The sequence below is a fragment of the Aerococcus urinaeequi genome, from assembly GCF_001543205.1.
Taxonomy (GTDB): Bacteria; Bacillota; Bacilli; order Lactobacillales; family Aerococcaceae; genus Aerococcus; species Aerococcus urinaeequi.
Map to the genome: position 1 here is coordinate 1,158,882 of NZ_CP014162.1, position 16,475 is coordinate 1,175,356.

The 16,475-nt window shown below is 39.7% G+C and carries 14 protein-coding genes, 3 tRNA genes and 1 riboswitch; of the genes, 14 read left to right on the plus strand and 3 right to left on the minus strand.

Annotation, left to right across the window (positions count from 1 at the left end; all coding sequences use genetic code 11):
- Nucleotides 1–90 precede the first annotated feature (90 nt).
- Both AWM74_RS05195 and AWM74_RS05200 read right to left on the minus strand, forming a co-directional pair.
- Complete coding sequence (locus tag AWM74_RS05195) at nucleotides 91–891, minus strand: hypothetical protein (protein ID WP_026465646.1); 801 nt, start codon at nucleotides 889–891, stop codon at nucleotides 91–93.
- 31 nt (nucleotides 892–922) lie between these two features.
- Entirely contained in the window at nucleotides 923–1,639 is a 717-nt protein-coding gene (locus AWM74_RS05200; RefSeq protein WP_026465647.1) for a prepilin peptidase, read from the minus strand.
- A 155-nt stretch (nucleotides 1,640–1,794) separates the two neighbouring features.
- Between AWM74_RS05200 and AWM74_RS05205 the strand changes: the two genes are divergently transcribed.
- The 9 genes from AWM74_RS05205 to AWM74_RS05245 all read left to right on the plus strand — a co-directional run bounded on the left by AWM74_RS05205 (nucleotide 1,795) and on the right by AWM74_RS05245 (nucleotide 10,022).
- Nucleotides 1,795–1,870: transfer RNA gene (locus tag AWM74_RS05205), tRNA-Val, on the plus strand.
- 1 nt (nucleotide 1,871) lies between these two features.
- A tRNA-Lys gene (locus tag AWM74_RS05210) sits at nucleotides 1,872–1,944 on the plus strand.
- Nucleotides 1,945–1,969: 25 nt separating this feature from the next.
- A tRNA-Thr gene (locus AWM74_RS05215) sits at nucleotides 1,970–2,042 on the plus strand.
- Nucleotides 2,043–2,366: 324 nt separating this feature from the next.
- Complete coding sequence (locus tag AWM74_RS05220) at nucleotides 2,367–3,155, plus strand: metallophosphoesterase family protein (RefSeq protein ID WP_026465648.1); 789 nt, start codon at nucleotides 2,367–2,369, stop codon at nucleotides 3,153–3,155.
- 17 nt (nucleotides 3,156–3,172) lie between these two features.
- Nucleotides 3,173–4,459 (plus strand): ABC transporter substrate-binding protein, encoded by a 1,287-nt coding sequence (locus AWM74_RS05225; RefSeq protein WP_026465649.1) that lies wholly within the window; start codon nucleotides 3,173–3,175, stop codon nucleotides 4,457–4,459.
- Between the two features lie 77 nt (nucleotides 4,460–4,536).
- A complete protein-coding gene (locus AWM74_RS05230) occupies nucleotides 4,537–5,421 on the plus strand; it encodes a carbohydrate ABC transporter permease (protein WP_026465650.1) in 885 nt (294 codons plus the stop codon).
- Nucleotides 5,411–6,238, plus strand: a complete 828-nt coding sequence (locus AWM74_RS05235; RefSeq protein WP_026465651.1) for a carbohydrate ABC transporter permease — start codon at nucleotides 5,411–5,413, stop codon at nucleotides 6,236–6,238. The genes AWM74_RS05230 and AWM74_RS05235 overlap by 11 nt, the downstream gene beginning before the upstream one ends.
- 9 nt (nucleotides 6,239–6,247) lie before the next feature.
- On the plus strand, nucleotides 6,248–7,441 hold the full coding sequence (locus AWM74_RS05240; protein WP_081665639.1) for an ABC transporter ATP-binding protein: 1,194 nt from the start codon (nucleotides 6,248–6,250) through the stop codon (nucleotides 7,439–7,441).
- A 232-nt stretch (nucleotides 7,442–7,673) separates the two neighbouring features.
- Nucleotides 7,674–10,022, plus strand: a complete 2,349-nt coding sequence (locus AWM74_RS05245; RefSeq protein WP_026465652.1) for an HAD-IC family P-type ATPase — start codon at nucleotides 7,674–7,676, stop codon at nucleotides 10,020–10,022.
- Nucleotides 10,023–10,119: 97 nt separating this feature from the next.
- Here AWM74_RS05245 and metK read toward each other — a convergent pair whose 3' ends face one another.
- Entirely contained in the window at nucleotides 10,120–11,295 is a 1,176-nt protein-coding gene (gene metK, locus AWM74_RS05250; protein ID WP_026465653.1) for a methionine adenosyltransferase, read from the minus strand.
- Nucleotides 11,293–11,381, minus strand: a riboswitch (SMK box riboswitch). (Overlaps the previous gene by 3 nt.)
- A 176-nt stretch (nucleotides 11,382–11,557) precedes the next feature.
- On the opposite strand from metK, the gene dnaX reads away from it, so the two are divergent.
- The 5 genes from dnaX to holB all read left to right on the plus strand — a co-directional run bounded on the left by dnaX (nucleotide 11,558) and on the right by holB (nucleotide 16,345).
- Nucleotides 11,558–13,405 (plus strand): DNA polymerase III subunit gamma/tau, encoded by a 1,848-nt coding sequence (gene dnaX / locus AWM74_RS05255; protein ID WP_026465654.1) that lies wholly within the window; start codon nucleotides 11,558–11,560, stop codon nucleotides 13,403–13,405.
- Between the two features lie 75 nt (nucleotides 13,406–13,480).
- Nucleotides 13,481–13,795, plus strand: a complete 315-nt coding sequence (locus tag AWM74_RS05260) for a YbaB/EbfC family nucleoid-associated protein (RefSeq protein ID WP_026465655.1) — start codon at nucleotides 13,481–13,483, stop codon at nucleotides 13,793–13,795.
- A 189-nt stretch (nucleotides 13,796–13,984) separates the two neighbouring features.
- Nucleotides 13,985–14,584 carry a recombination mediator RecR gene (gene recR, locus AWM74_RS05265; RefSeq protein WP_026465656.1) on the plus strand — a complete coding sequence of 200 codons (600 nt, stop codon included), beginning with the start codon at nucleotides 13,985–13,987 and terminating at the stop codon, nucleotides 14,582–14,584.
- A 30-nt stretch (nucleotides 14,585–14,614) separates the two neighbouring features.
- Nucleotides 14,615–15,274 carry a dTMP kinase gene (gene tmk, locus AWM74_RS05270; protein ID WP_026465657.1) on the plus strand — a complete coding sequence of 220 codons (660 nt, stop codon included), beginning with the start codon at nucleotides 14,615–14,617 and terminating at the stop codon, nucleotides 15,272–15,274.
- A gap of 57 nt (nucleotides 15,275–15,331) precedes the next feature.
- Entirely contained in the window at nucleotides 15,332–16,345 is a 1,014-nt protein-coding gene (holB, locus tag AWM74_RS05275; RefSeq protein ID WP_034258030.1) for a DNA polymerase III subunit delta', read from the plus strand.
- Nucleotides 16,346–16,475: the final 130 nt, after the last annotated feature.

Below are 16,475 nucleotides of genomic sequence, written 5' to 3' on the forward strand. Positions count from 1 at the left end.
AAACGACAACTGAATATTCAGACGAGAAAAAATCCCTAGGCCAAATTGGTCTAGGGATTTTGTGTTTTATAGAGAGAAAAATTTTGAAATTTACGACCGGGCCGTCACTTTGAAGGCAATATAAGACCGGTCATCAAAGCTGACTTGGTCAGGGTTGAGGCCTTTTGTGGAAATATATTGATCAATTAAATACGGATCATTGTGGATAATTGCTTGCAGGTAAGCTTCCGTTTCTTCAAAAGTTGGTCGAATATCTGGATAACCATCTGATGTTAGGGCTATTTCATCCCCAGCTTGAACAGGTATAGTTGTGATTAAGCTGCTTGGAATCTCTTGTCCGTTTAAAACCGAATAACCAAACCGTGTATCAGCCTTGTTGGCAAATGCGTTTGAGGAAATTAAATAGGGCATAATGGCGTCTCTGGCCTCTTGGTGGTGATTAGGGTCGATATGCAAGATGAGTGACCGGAAGGCGCTTAAAATATCATCAGAGACCTTTGGTTGGGTATATAATTGCCCGTTTACACTAGCTTGGCAATCCCCAATTAGGTAGATACACTTGTAGAAATCAGAATACAAAGCCATAGCAGCTTGTGGACCATGTTCGATTCGGTCTAGCGGGAAATCCACATGTGTATAAAACTTGTCCTCAAAAGCTTGGTTAACACCTGAAATAACCGTTTCGATAGGTGCTTGTGGATCTAATGTGGCTAAGAAATCATGGATGATGTTGGACGCCATTTTGCCAGTTTTCATGCCTTTATGGGTAAAGTTCGACTTGGATGTTACCCCGTCTATAACAGCGATGAAGTGGTCATTTTTAAAAAGAGCGTCCTCGCATAAAGCTGGCTGGTCATATTTACCTTGGATGAAAGTGTGTTGAATTTGCAAATTCTCTCCCTCACATTCTATACTTTGCTAATTACAGTATATAGAAGACGATGGGATAGGCAAAGAATAAGTAAGGGATAAATGGCAGACCAGTCGGCGGGTTAACATTTTTTATTTTCACATAACAGATGTGGCAGAGGGCTAGACCACTAGCGATCAACAGAAGATATGAGAAGGTTAAGGGACCGAGCATTAGGCCTAAGACTGCTAGCGTCTTAACATCACCACCACCTATACCTTGATGAAGCAGGTAATTGCAAGTGATTAAAGTGGTGAAGACCAGCAGGGAAAAGGTAACGTGGGTTAAGAGCGCTAGGTGCGGGTTTCGGTAAAGATAATAAATAACAACTAATAATAATATGACTTGAAACCGGTCTGGTATGATTTGTAAAGCCAGATCGGCACTGGTCATGATGAGTAAGGTGGCAAAAATCATGCAGAGAAGAATAGCAGTTACAGTCGGGTGGTTCAGAAAAAACAAGAAAGAAAATATAGCGAAAAATCCTTCACAGAATGGATAAATAAAAGGTATTGATTGGCGACAAGTCTGGCATTTACCTGTTGATAGTCCGTAACCGATAATTGGTATCAAGGCTAAGGGTGAAATCGTGACTTGACAATTGTCGCATTTGGAACGACCGCGGATAAAGGATTGTCCAAGGACTGTTCTTGAACCGACCACCATAAAAAACGAAGCAAGACTAGCAAAAAGGGCCAATAAAATGCTATAATAAACAAACAATATCATTTTCAACCTCCATATGTTTTATATACGTGTTTTTTCTGCCGATGCGCTAAAAATGACGAAAAATAAAATTTTTATGGAAATAGTATTGACAGTGTCTAAATCAGATGGTATTATTTAATAGTTGTCTTTGATAGATAACTAATTGAAATATTTACGGAGAATTAGCTCAGCTGGGAGAGCGTCTGCCTTACAAGCAGGATGTCGGGGGTTCGAGCCCCTCATTCTCCACCATGACTCGTTAGCTCAGTCGGTAGAGCAACTGACTTTTAATCAGTGGGTCGTAGGTTCGAATCCTACACGGGTCATATTCATTTTGAATAAAAAATATTTGCCGGCTTAGCTCAGTTGGTAGAGCATCTGATTTGTAATCAGAGGGTCGAGGGTTCAAGTCCTTTAGCCGGCATATATAGAAAAACTCCTTCATCGAAAGATGGAGGAGTTTTTTTGCGTACATTTAAATACAAATGATTCATAAATTGAGGAGAATCCCTACAAGTTATGCTGTAAAAAGAATTATGAGTTTTTACTGTGAAGTGTAAATTTTTATAAACCGGTTTCAAGAAACATTTTACGTAATCCTTACAATTACCTAGCGATATTTACCCGATATATGTAAAGAATTAATATTGGATTGTTAAGATAATTGAGGAATTAAAGAGTGAGCTTCGAAGTCTATTCGTTAACGTAAGAAGTATTTATTCAAAATAAATGGAAAGGAGACATTGTATTGGCAGACTTACAGTTTTTGCATATGTCAGATACGCACTTTTTAAAGGTTTATCAAAATGCACTTGAGAAATGGGGCGTTGAATACAACCCTACAGAAATATTAGAAGGCTTTTTAAAGACGATTGATTTTACTAAATTTGATTTCGTTGTTCATACAGGGGACTTGGTTCATGATGGTGAATTGGCAGATTATCAATCTTTTAAAGAATTGATGGAAACCTATATTCCAGAAGAAATCCCGGTATTTTATTGTTTAGGAAATCATGATAAGAAAAGACTATTCCATCAAGTTTTCAACGGTGAAGATACTGATAAAAAGTGGGATTACATATCTGAATGTAAGGATTATCAGCTAATCTTTCTAGATAGTTCATCGGAAGAAATGCATGATGGCGTAATTGACCTGTCACAAGCTGAGTGGTTGAAAGCACAATTAGAGGCTAATAGAGACAAGGAAATTTTTATTTTCCAACACCATCCACTAGATATTAGTTGGATAAATGGGCTGGAGAAAACCCAAGTGCCAGATAATTATGATCAATTATTAAATCAATATGATATTAAAGGGATCTTTACAGGTCACTTACATCAGAATAGACATTACATGGTGAACAATCGTATTCCACAGCATACAGCAAATTCACTCGTATTTGGGATGACGATTGACGATGTATGGAATAATAATCGCTTAGGATATAGCGTTGTTAAAGTGGTTAATGGCAATTTAGATGTGTATACAGACATTGTTAATCCAGTTGTTGAGCGGTTTAATCAGAATATTTTATAAAGTAAGGGAGAAAGAAAATGAAATTAAATAAAAAGTTATTTTTGTTGGGGGCAGCGGCACTCTCGCTAGCAGCATGTGGCAATAGTGGTAGTGCTGATTCAAGTAATGGAGATGGGCCGATTACTATTGAGTATTGGCACCCAAATGCGGATACACAAGGTGGACAAGCTGTTACAGAATTAGTTGAAGAGTTTAATGCCTCTCAAGATGAGATTGTTGTTGAAGCAACCTTTAATGAAGGGATGTATCAAGGGTTGATGCAAAATCTTCAAACAGCAGTGGCGAGTGGAGATGCCCCAGCCCTCGTACAAATTGGTTGGTCTTACCGTGAATATTTTGCCAATAATTTTGAGTATACAGAACCGCAAACTGTTATTGAAGAGTATTTCCCAGATGATGCTGAATACCTTTCAACTAAATTTGCAGAAAATATTTTTGCTTTAGGTACGGGAAATGATGGTAGACAAGTGGGTACACCATACTCGCTATCAGTTCCTGTTTTATATTTAAATATGGACATTTTAAATGAAGCAGGTGTAAATCCAGACGATTTAACAACTTGGGAGGCAGTAGAAGAAGCTGCCAAAACGATTTCAGAAAAAACAGATGCTGATGGCTTATATATCGCAGAGCATGCAGATAACTGGAATATTCAAGCAATGATTGAATCAAATGGTGGAAAAGTCATTGGTGAAGATGGTAAGGCTGCATTTGCCGAACAAGCTGGCTTAGATACTTATACATTCTACCAAGATATGGTAAATGATGGGGTTGCCTTACATGCACCAAATGATCAAGGGCAACAAGCCTTTATCTCTGGCCAAGTTGGTATGGCACATATGACGATTGCTCAACGTTCAAATGTTACTTCTAACAGTACTTTTGAAGCTGCTGCTGTAGCGTCGCCTGCCTTTGAAGGACAAGAAGCAAACTTACCAGCAGGTGGTTCAATGTTAGTGATGACTGCTGAAGAAGAGGCTGAGCAACAAGCAGCTTGGACCTTTATGAAATTCTTGTATGAGCCGGATAATGTTGCTACGTGGACTGAAAGTACGGGCTATGTGCCAGAAACTGCTGATGCAACTGAAAATGCTGAATTAGATAAATTATTAAATGAAGATCCAATTTTCTCTGCAGCAAATAGCTCGCTAGATAAAATGGTACCTTGGGCGCCGTTCCCTGGAAACTCAGGTTTAGAAGCAGAACAAATGCTAATTGACTTACGTGATCGTATTTTAGGTGGCGCAGATGTTGAAACAGAAGTTCCAGCTACTCAAGATGATATTAATGCATTAATTGACTAGTGTATTCATCTTTAAAGAATAGAGGCTAAGGTAGTATAGATATCCTTTATACTACCTTTTTTATTAAGGAGGAAATAATGAAGTCATTCATTAAAAATAGACAATCGCTACTAATGCTTTTGCCAGCAATTGTCTTATTTGGTATTTTCGTATTTTGGCCAACGCTATATACCTTTTATTTGAGTTTTTTTGATTGGAATATGGTAAGTCCCAAGAAAGAATTTGTAGGATTAGAAAACTATATTGCCGTTTTCACAGATTCAGAGAGTTATGCTGTCCTATGGAATACGGTAGTTTATATTCTAATTTTAATGGTATTAAATTTTATTGTGCCCTATGTATTAGCTTTTGTACTACAATTTATGATTCCAAAATTCAAAGACTTTTTTAAATCAGCATTTTTCCTACCATCATTCATTTCAATGGTTGTAGGGTCAATGATTTATAACTGGATGTTAAATCCTTCATCTGGTCCAGTCGCAGAGATTGCTGGATTTATGGGTATGTCGATTCCTAACTGGACTACTTCACAGAATTTGGTAATTTTAGTGATTTGCTATATCACTGCTTGGAAGGTATTTGGTTATAACTTTATTACTTTGTATGCGGCAGTAGCGAGCATTTCTGAAGAAATCATTGAAAATGCACGCTTGGACAATGTCCCAACTTGGCGATTATTTTTAGATATTGTTTTACCGATGAGTTCTTCTGCTGGTTTATTTGTTTTGATTAATACAATAGTTACGGGTCTACAATATGTATATACGCCAATTTCAGTAGTAACTTCAGGTGGACCGGATGGTGCTTCGAGTAATTTAGTGTATGAATCGTATGAACAAGCCTTTGTTTTATTTGATACGGGTTACTCTGCTGCATTTTCTATGGTTACTTTATTATTATTCGCAATTTTACTATTGGTTCAAATCCGAGTAAGTGAACGGAGTGTGTACTATGAAAACTAGAGTAGGTATTAGTAATATCTTGTGGACAATCATATTCATTTTGATTTGTATTATCTGGTTATTCCCGATTGTTTTTGCAATTGGTACGTCCTTTAGACCACTCCAGGATGTATATAACAATGTCTTGAATATCGTGCCATTAAATCCAACATTTTCTAATTATCTGACACTATTTGACCGACTACCTATGTTAAAAATTATCATGAATACATTTACTATTGCGACAACTGTTACTGTCGGGAAAATGGTTATTTCATTCTTAGCTGCTTATGTATTTGTATACTTTGATTTCAAGAATAAAAGTACCATGTATTTTATGTTTATTGCGAGTATTTTTATTCCATTTACTGTCACTATGGTACCTAACTATTTAATGCTGTCAGATATCAACTTGAATGATAATATTATGGGTGTTATTTTCCCTCAAATCGCTGATGCGACAGGTATCCTGCTATTGAATCAAGCGATGCGCAATATTCCAAAATCATTAATTGAGGTTGCAAAGCTAGAGAATGCTAGCCATTGGCAAATTATGAGAGATATCATCTTACCGATGATTAAATCGCAAATTACATCGTCTGGTATTTGGTTTTTTGTGAATTCATGGAATGAATTTGTGTGGCCGTCATTAATCTTGCGTTCGCAGGAATCATATACTTTACCCTTAGCATTACAAATGTTCATTTCAGCAGAAGGTGGTACAAACTTCTCAGTAGCGATGGCAGTATCTGTAGTTACAATGAGTATTCCATTGGTCTTATATCTTATTTTCCAAAAGTATATCATTGGTACTTTCACATCTGCAGGTATTAAATAGGAGGAAATTATGACAAGTATTCAATTAAACCATATTAAAAAAGCATATGGGGAAACAGTAATCATGGAAGACATGGACTTCCAAATTAATGAAGGAGAACGATTGGTCTTATTAGGACCATCGGGATGTGGTAAATCAACAATCTTACGTATGATTGCAGGTTTTGAAGAAGTTAGCGGTGGAGAATTGAAGTTTGGCGATAAGGTCATGAATGGTGTAGAGCCAGGCCACCGTAATGTAGCAATGGTTTTTCAAAATTATGCCCTATACCCGCATATGACTGTTGAAGAAAATATTATGTACGGTTTAAAGGTAAATAAAGTACCCTTAGAAAAGATTCAAGACCGTTATGATGAAGTTGTAGAAGCTTTAAACTTGAAACCCTACTTAGATAGAAAGCCTTCTGAACTATCTGGAGGACAGAGACAACGTGTATCTTTAGCACGTGCAACGGTAAAAGAAAGTTCAGTATTCTTGTTAGATGAGCCATTATCAAACCTGGATGCTCAGTTACGTGTATCAGCTCGGGAATCTCTAATGGATATCCATGATAACTATAAACAAACAATGGTTTATGTTACCCATGATCAAATTGAAGCAATGACATTTGGTACCCGTATTGCCTTATTGAATTTTGGGGAATTACAACAAATTGATACACCAGAGAATATTTATCGCAAGCCAGCGAATATTTTTACAGCTAAATTTATAGGTAATCCACCAATGAATGTGATTGAAAATAGTTATGTGGATGCTGGAAATGTTGTTATTGGTAGTCAGAAAGTGCGTTTAGCAGCTAATTGGCAAGATTATTTGAAAAATAAAGAAGCAGATAATCTACGGGCAGGTATTCGTCCAGAATCTATACGTCTACATAGAAGACCTAAACCTAATACCTTTGAAGGGAAACTCATCCATGTGGAACATCAAGGGGCAACTTATGCAAATGTGGTAGAAGTAGATGGCGAACTAGTGACAGCCGTATCTAAATTTAGAGTTGCTGTAAAAGGGGATAATGTTTATCTAGAATTTATCAACGATCAGCTACACTTCTTTGACCACACTACAACCAACAATGTTGGTTATCCTGAAAATATTCTACAGAAAATTGAAGCGAATACTGTTGGTAATAGAGAGTTGTTTGAAATGATTGAACAAGATAATGCCAACCAACAAGCTGAAATGGTAGAAGCTAACCTATAGTCATAATATAAACGGAAGTATCCACATTCACTCTTATCAATTGAATCAACTTCCGTAAAAACCACTCTTACATTGTCACAATTGATGATGACTATATAAGGGTGGTTTTTGTATTGATTAACGTTTTCTTCTACAAAACAATTTTCTTAAGAGAATACTAAACAAAACTTTACCTTTAGGAGTAGCTATCTCACGTATAATTTAAGCTTAGAAGAGAAATGGAGGATATGTAATGGTAGATAATCAATACCAAGGTCTATCGGATGAAGAAGTACAGTCCAGGGTAGCTGAGGGGCAAGTAAATCAGACAAGTCACTCAACGCAAAAGACAAACATTGAAATTATTAAAGAAAATGTTTTTACTTTATTTAACGCCTTGAACTTTTTATTGGCTTTCTTACTGTTGCTGGTTGGGGCATATAGTAATATGGCATTCATTGCAATTATCATATTGAATATTATTATTGGGATTGTTCAAGAAATCAGAGCCCGTAATTTGGTTAGTCAACTCACGATTTTATCGAATAAGCCTGTGAAAGTTATCCGGGATGGTCAAGAAACTACGGTGGCTTCTACTGATTTAGTCTTAGGAGATCTTATTTTACTAGAGGGTGGTGACCAAGTACCTTCAGATGCACGGGTAGTAGAGGGTTCAAGTGAATTGAATGAGTCCCTTTTAACCGGTGAATCAGATGCTATTTTAAAGCAAAAAGACGATGACTTATTATCTGGTTCCTACTTAACAAGTGGTCAATTACTGGCTGAAATAGTGCATGTTGGGGATGATAATTATGCAGAACAACTAGTAGCTGAAACAAAGTCCCAACCCTATGCACGTTCAGAATTAACCGAAGCGATTAAAAAAATTGCGAAGTTTACCTCTTATATTATTATTCCACTAGGAATTGTACTATTCCTACAAGCCTTCCTTTTAAGAAGCGATGCAGTAGATGTGGCTGTGATTAATTCAGTTGCCGCTTTGATTGGTATGCTACCTAAGGGATTAGTCTTATTGATTTCTTTAGCCTTATCAACGGCGGTATTAAAACTAGGAAAACAGCATGTACTTGTGCAAAATATGTATGCTGTTGAAGCTTTAGCCCATATGGACACTTTGTGCTTAGATAAGACAGGTACAATCACCCAAGGGAAAATGTCAGTTGAAGGGATTTATCCACTTGCCAACGTATCTCAACAAGAATTAGGAGAAAAATTGGCTAACTATACCGCTGCAAGCATGGACAGCAACTTAACGATGAGCGCTTTGAAACAACATTTTGAAGATCAGTCAGCTACAGTAGGTGCAGCGCAAGTGATGCCATTTTCATCCGAACGTAAGTGGGGGGCAATTACTTTTGAAACAGCAGAAACTATTTTCGTGGGTGCGCCAGAATATTTACTCAATGAAATGATTGATGAGATTATTACAGCACAAAATGAGGGCTTGAGAGTCTTGTTAGTAGGTCAATCTACAAACGCACTTGGAGATGACCAGCCTGATATTGCTGATATGGGTATTCAGCCTATTGGTTATATCACACTAAGCGATCCTATTAGACCTAACTCGAAAAGTACGATGGACTTTTTCCAAAATGAGGGTGTAGATATTAAAATTATCTCAGGTGATAATCCGCAAACCGTTGCTAGAGTAGCGAAAAATGCTGGTCTTGAAGGGAGTACTCAAGCAATTGATATGAGTCAAATTCAAGACGAAAAATCAGTTAGACAAGCAGCCCACCAATATAATGTATTTGGCCGGGTATCACCGCAGCAAAAGAAATTGCTGGTTGCTGAGTTACAGGAGGCAGACCATATTGTTGGGATGACAGGGGATGGGGTAAATGATATTTTAGCCTTATCACAAGCTGACTTGTCTATTGCTATGGCAGAAGGAGACGGGGCTACGCGTCAAATGGCTGATTTAATTCTTGTAAATTCAGATTTTGGTGATCTACCAGCGGTAATTTCTGAAGGCCGTCGTGTGGTGAATAATATTACACGGTCATCGAGTGTCTTCTTTATCAAAACCTTATATTCACTAATTGTGACACTAATCTGTATTGCTTTAAATTTTCCGTTTCCATTTATTCCATTACAAATTACAATGATTGATGCATTTATTGAAGGTTACCCTGCCTTCTTCATATCATTTGAAGCAAGTAATGAACAAGTGAAGGAACGATTCTTACCTAAAGCACTAGCTGCTGCATTACCAAGCGCCTTAACTGTGTCTCTAGCTATATTTGTTTCTTTACTTTTGGTTAAAATGGGTATACTAGATTTTGAAACAGCCCGTACTTTTGATTATGTCTTTTTAACTGGGGTATCATTATTTGCGGTATGGAAATCTTGCTTCCCATTCAATAAATTACGACTCTTCCTAGCGTTAACGAGTACGATTGCTATGGCAGTGATTGCGGTGGCATTACCACATTTTTCTGATATTTTGACTATTCAACCGATGACCATCAATGAAGTGATTATCAGCTTTATTTTATTAGTGGTTGCTTTTGGTTTTTGGAAAATATTACATCGCTATGAATCAGCCTTTAAAGCCCTTTTCATACGATTGCATTTTTAGTAGCCTTTCATTGTGACATTTTAAAGTAAGGCATTATATAAAGAGGCCCCCAGTAAAACGGTAGATAACCAGTTTACTGGGGGCTATTTGTGTAACTTTATTTCTTCAAAATGTCGACTTTATCTGTTTTTTCCCAAGCAAAATCTTGGTCATCTCGACCAAAATGGCCGTAAGCAGCAGTTTTACTGAAGATTGGTTGACGTAGTGATAACATATCGATAATCCCATTTGGGGTTAAATCAAAGTTGTCGCGCACAAGGCCGACTAATTCATTTTCAGATAAGTCACTTGTACCAAAGGTGTCAATCGCAATAGATACAGGTTCTGCAACCCCAATAGCATAGGCTAATTGGATTTCAACTTTACGCGCTAAGCCAGCTGCGACCAAGTTTTTGGCAATATAGCGAGCCGCATATGAAGCAGACCGGTCAACTTTAGTCGCGTCTTTACCTGAGAAGGCCCCACCACCGTGGTGAGCAGATCCACCATAAGTGTCGACGATAATTTTACGACCAGTTAAACCTGAATCGGCTTCTGGACCACCGGATACAAACTTACCAGTTGGGTTGATGAAGTAACGCGTGTTTTCATCTAACCAGTTGTCAGGCATCGTAGGTTCAACAACGTGTTTGATCACGTCTTGGCGGATTTGGTCTAGTTCAATACCTTCAGTATGTTGTGTTGAAATGACGATGGTATCAATGCGTTGTGGTTGGTTGTTGTCATCATATTCGATGGTTACCTGAGTCTTACCATCTGGACCTAAGTAGTTTAATTCACCACTTTTACGGACTTCAGCTAGTCGACGAGATAGGCGGTGACTTAAAGCAATTGGCATTGGCATTAACTCTGGTGTCTCGTCCGTAGCATAACCAAACATAATCCCTTGGTCACCGGCACCAATCAGCTTGTTGTCCACTTCGCCCGTTTCCCGGGTTTCAATGGCATCATCTACACCTTGTGCGATGTCAGGTGATTGTTCATCTAGTGAAACCAATACGGCGATGGAGTCAGCGTCAAATCCGAATTTTCCATCACGATAACCAATTTCACGAACGGTATTGCGAACGATTTTTTGGATATCCACATATGCGCTAGTTGTTACCTCACCGAATACTAGGACAAGTCCTGTATTTACGGCAGTTTCGCAAGCAACTCGAGCTTGTGGGTCTTGTGCAAGAATCGCGTCTAGAATGGCATCAGAAATTTGGTCAGCAACCTTATCTGGATGTCCTTCTGTGACTGATTCAGAAGTAAATAGTCGTTTATTCATGTTGTTTCCCCCAAAATATAAATTTTATGGTTACAAGGAATTTTTGCCTAAGCAAACCCTATCGGGAAGAATTTATTGTAACGTCCCCCATTATACATGATATGAAGGGAATAGTAACGGGAAAATGGCGGTATTTTCAATTTTCTGATAAGTTTTTATAGACTATTTTTAAGATTAAGATAACCCTGCATTAATTGCCTTACTATAGTTTCATGTTATAATATTCGAGATGATTAAATGTAGCAAGTTTAAGGAGGCAGCGATGAGTTACCAAGCATTATACCGCGTTTGGCGGCCGCAGACATTTGGAGATATTGTTGGCCAAGAGGCTGTTGCGCGTACGCTGCAAAATGCCATTCGAACTGGCAAAACGAGTCACGCTTACTTGTTTACGGGTCCTAGAGGGACTGGTAAGACGAGTGCGGCAAAAATTCTATCGAAAGCCATCAACTGTCCAAACCAGGTGGATGGGGAACCATGTAATGAATGTGAAATTTGCCGGGCAATTACTGATGGTACGCTACCTGACGTGATTGAAATTGATGCGGCTTCAAATAATGGTGTTGAGGAGATTCGTGATATCCGTGATAAGGTTCGCTATGCACCAACGGAAGCGCAATATAAGGTCTATATCATTGATGAGGTCCACATGCTTTCAACGGGTGCTTTCAATGCTTTATTAAAAACCTTAGAAGAACCACCAGCTAATGTAATTTTTATTTTAGCAACGACTGAGCCGCATAAGATACCTGCAACGATTATTTCAAGAACCCAACGTTTTGATTTTAAACGTATTTCACGTCAGGCGATTGAGGAACGGATGGCATTTATCTTGGACCAGGACGGTATTGAATATGAGAATGGCGCCCTTACTGTAATTGCTCGGGCAGCAAACGGTGGGATGCGGGATGCCTTGTCCTTGTTAGACCAGGTGATTTCCTTTTCCGATGGGACTTTATCACTTGAAACGAGTCGGTTGGTGACGGGGGCCTTGTCTGAAGAGCAGTTGGTTCAATATACGGAGGCCCTAGCTAATGGGCAAGTGACGGCAGCTTTAGACCACTTACATGCTTTAATGGCTGGTGGTCAAGATGCGGCGCGTTTTGTGGAAGAGCAGTTGGTTTTTGTGCGTGATTTAATGATTGCCAAGGAAACCAAGGCGGATACAGCTGAGATTGAAGATTTGACCCAACGTTATGACGAAGCTTTTTATAGTCTAGCGAAAACGATTGATGTGAATGTCTTGTATAAGATGATGAAAGTCTTCCGAGAAACACAGGCAGAGATTCGTTTTTCATTGCAACCAACGATCTATCTAGAGGTCGCGACGGTCCAGGTGGCCAGTCAAATCGGTGGTCAGGCGGCTGTTGTTCATAGTGGTAACCAACAAGTGGCGGCCAACCAAGAAGGCGAACATGTCTTGCCAACGCAAGTGAGTCAAGCGCTAGCTGAATTGCAAGAACAAGTGGCAAATTTAACGGCACAGGTCCAAAATGGAAGCGGAGAGCCAGCTAAACCTGCGCCAAGTAAGCCAGCTAAGCGGTCAGGGAATGCGACGGCCTTTACGCCAAATTTGACGAAGGTCTTTCAAGTGTTAAATCAAGCGACTAAGAAAGACTTGAATGATATCGCGAATTTATGGGAAGGGCTGATAGAGAGTCTACCAAGCATGCAGGCGGCCTTATTGAAGGCAACTTTCCCAGCGGCGGCTTCACCAAATGCATTCGTAGTGCGGTTTGATTATGAAATTCTGTGCAAGAAGGTGGATGACGATACGGAGACCCGTCAAGAAATTGAGCGGATTCTATCTAATCAACTAGGTCACCCAACGAAGATGTATTATTTAACGAGTGACCAGTGGCAGTCTGCCCGTCAAAGTTATGTCCAAGCTATGAAGAATGGCGAATTGAGTGACTTGGTTGGGAACGATGCAGTGGCTACTAAAGGGTCGGCGACAGATGCTGAGGCCTTTACTCAGGAAGATGAAGTGGTGGATGATGGGCTGGATGAGAACGGATTGAATGAGGAAGAATCGCGTTCGCGTCAAGAGCAAGTCGATCAAGCAACTTCACTATTTGGTAAGGATAATGTTACAATAATAGATGATTAGGTCATGGGGCTTGATGCCAAAATGACAATGAATATGTAATTTGAAAAATATGAAAAGCTAAAAGGAGACGATAAAATGGCAGGCGGAATGGCAAATATGCAACAAATGATGCGTAAAATGCAAAAGATGCAACAAGAGATGGAGTCAGAACAAAAGAGTATTGAAACAAAAGAGTTTCAAGGAACTGAACCTTCAGGTATGGTAAACGTGACGGTAACAGGTGACCGCCGTGTGAAAGCAATCAACATCAAACCGGATGCAGTCGATCCAGAAGACGTTGATATGTTGCAAGATTTATTGATTGAAGCAGTGAACAACGGACTTGGAAAAGTAGACGCTGAAACTGCAAACGTTATGGGCAAATACACTAAAGGTATCCCAGGACTATAATCAAGGCAAAGAATATGGTTGATAATGATGGACCATTTATACCATGAGTAGCGGGACTACGCATGGTATTTTTTTGACAGGATGTGAGCACCACTTGTGCTAATCCTGCCTTTTATTAGCCAGCGCGTGACCTTTTTGCCAAGAATGATTGAAACAATGTTAGGAAAGTTAGATGCAGGGGTGTAGAGAATGCAGTATCCAGAACCAATCGCTAAGTTAATCGATTCTTTTAGTAAGTTGCCAGGGATTGGCGCGAAGACGGCGTCTAGGTTGGCTTTCTTCGTCTTGGACATGCCTGAGGCGGATGTGCTGCAATTTGCGTCTTCCTTGGTGGACGCCAAGCGTGAGCTGCGGTATTGCTCAGTTTGCGGGAATATTACCCAGTCTGATCCTTGCGAAATCTGTGCGGATGAAAACCGCGACCAATCACGGATTTTAGTGGTGGAGCAGGTGCGTGATGTGGTGTCTATGGAACGGATGCGTGAGTATCACGGCCTCTACCACGTCTTGCACGGGGTCTTGTCACCAATGGAAGGGACTGGGCCGGAAGACTTAAATATCCAACCCCTATTGACCCGTTTGCAAGATGACCAGGTCAAGGAAGTGATTGTGGCGACGAATGCGACAGCTGAAGGGGAAGCGACCGCAACCTACCTGTCTCGTTTGATTAAACCTGCAGGCATTCAAGTATCGCGGATTGCTTACGGATTATCCGTTGGTAGTGACATAGAATATGCGGATGAGATGACCCTATTGCGTGCCCTTGAAGGCCGCCGTGATATCGATTAACTAGTCTATAATAGATTTTAAGGAGACCTCATGGACACACAAACATTTGCTGGGAAATTTATCACTGTTGAAGGACCGGATGGCGCAGGCAAAACGACCCTTATTCAGGGACTGACACAAAAGCTTGAAGACAAGTTGGCTGTACCTTTAAAGTTGACCCGCGAGCCAGGTGGCGACCCGATTGCGGAAGATATCAGAGAAGTGATTTTAAGCCCGGAAAACGTGGCTCTAGATTCTAGAGCTGAAGCCCTTTTGTATGCAGCTAGCCGTCGTCAACATTTAGTCCATACCGTACTGCCTGCACTTGAAGCTGGGCACATGGTCTTATGTGACCGGTTCGTCGACTCGTCAATTGCCTACCAAGGCTACGGTCGTGAAATTGGCGAAGAGGGGATTATTGCTATCAATCAATTTGCAACTGATGGTTGCCAACCAGATCTTACTTTATATTTAGATATTACTGCTGAAGAAGGGATTCGCCGGATTCAAGCTAACCGTAGTCAGGCTGAACAAAACCGCTTGGACGTTGAAGCCATTGATTTCCATCAACGTGTTCATAAAGGGTATGGCGTCTTGAAAGACCGTTTCCCAGAACGGATTAAAGTCATTGATGCCACCCAAGATCCTGAAAGTATACAGCGGGATGCCTTGGCTATTTTAGAAAGTCATTTCCCAACTTTATTTCGTTAATAGAGCTAGTCATCCAAATCATTAAAGCGCCTTAAAGCAATGGAAAGGAGTCCATCTATGGCACACGAACATTTTGATATCGCCAAGAAGCAAGCGGATTTGACCGCTATGATGGACCGGGTCCTCGTCAATAACCGTCTTGGTCATGCCTATATTTTTGAAGGGATGGTCGGCGCTGGTCAAGAAGACATGGCACTTTATTTAGCAGCTTATTTGAATTGCTTAAATCCTGATGACCAAGGGGCTCCTTGTGGTACTTGTAACCATTGTCGTCGGATTCTGTCTGCTGATTATCCGGATGTTTTCCATATTGAGCCAGACGGCAATACCATCAAAATTGACCAGACCAGAGATTTGAAAGAACGGTTGTCTATGTCTTCACTTGAAGGGGACAATCAAATTTTTATCATTCATGAAGCAGAGAAAATGACCGTCAATGCAGCCAACTCTTTGTTGAAGTTTATCGAGGAACCGCATGAAAATGTCTTTATTTTCCTTCTAACCAATAATAGGGACGCGATCTTGTCGACGATTGTCTCCCGCTGTCAGATGATTCATTTTCCTCAATTGAACCAGGTAGATTTACAGGCTTTGTTTGAGGAAGCAGGGATTAAACCAAGTATGGCGACAACTTTAACTGCCTTGACCAATGATATTGATGAAGCGATTGCCCTGGCTGAGGATGAAGATTTCCAACAACGTTTGACCTGGTCGATGCAATGGGTAGATTTAATCGTGAAAAAGGACCCTCGCGGACTAACCATGGTGGCCTCAGACTGGATGAAGGGTCCTAAAGGTAGAGCGGATATGATTCAAGCGCTTAATCTTGTAGCTTTTCATTTTCATGATTTACTTTATTTATTGCTGCATGCAGATCAAGGACAAAACAACCAAGATCAGATGGTTTTTCCTAATGATTTTGGGAAATATCAAGGAATGCTGGCTAAGATTACGGTCGAAGAAGCAACAAAAGCCCTACATTTAGTAGGGCAAGCACAACGGATGATTCAATCAAATGTGAGTGTACAATCCGCTATGGAATATATGGTGCTAGCCTATTGGAAGAAATAGGCTTAAATCTTTATAAGACACCGATAATACCAAAGATAGAGATATTTGTTAGTAAAGATAAGATCTTTCGTTTCATGATTTCGTCTCCTTTTTGTTAGAATATAGCAGAATTATAGGGGAAATTTTATTT

Bases quoted from the DNA above. Each gene is read 5' to 3' on its own strand.
- AWM74_RS05200 (WP_026465647.1), bottom strand. From the start codon at position 1,639: ATGATATTGTTTGTTTATTATAGCATTTTATTGGCCCTTTTTGCTAGT.
- AWM74_RS05225 (WP_026465649.1), top strand. From the start codon at position 3,173: ATGAAATTAAATAAAAAGTTATTTTTGTTGGGGGCAGCGGCACTCTCG.
- AWM74_RS05230 (WP_026465650.1), top strand. From the start codon at position 4,537: ATGAAGTCATTCATTAAAAATAGACAATCGCTACTAATGCTTTTGCCA.
- AWM74_RS05235 (WP_026465651.1), top strand. From the start codon at position 5,411: ATGAAAACTAGAGTAGGTATTAGTAATATCTTGTGGACAATCATATTC.
- AWM74_RS05240 (WP_081665639.1), top strand. From the start codon at position 6,248: ATGACAAGTATTCAATTAAACCATATTAAAAAAGCATATGGGGAAACA.
- AWM74_RS05245 (WP_026465652.1), top strand. From the start codon at position 7,674: ATGGTAGATAATCAATACCAAGGTCTATCGGATGAAGAAGTACAGTCC.
- metK (WP_026465653.1), bottom strand. From the start codon at position 11,295: ATGAATAAACGACTATTTACTTCTGAATCAGTCACAGAAGGACATCCA.
- dnaX (WP_026465654.1), top strand. From the start codon at position 11,558: ATGAGTTACCAAGCATTATACCGCGTTTGGCGGCCGCAGACATTTGGA.
- AWM74_RS05260 (WP_026465655.1), top strand. From the start codon at position 13,481: ATGGCAGGCGGAATGGCAAATATGCAACAAATGATGCGTAAAATGCAA.
- recR (WP_026465656.1), top strand. From the start codon at position 13,985: ATGCAGTATCCAGAACCAATCGCTAAGTTAATCGATTCTTTTAGTAAG.
- tmk (WP_026465657.1), top strand. From the start codon at position 14,615: ATGGACACACAAACATTTGCTGGGAAATTTATCACTGTTGAAGGACCG.
- holB (WP_034258030.1), top strand. From the start codon at position 15,332: ATGGCACACGAACATTTTGATATCGCCAAGAAGCAAGCGGATTTGACC.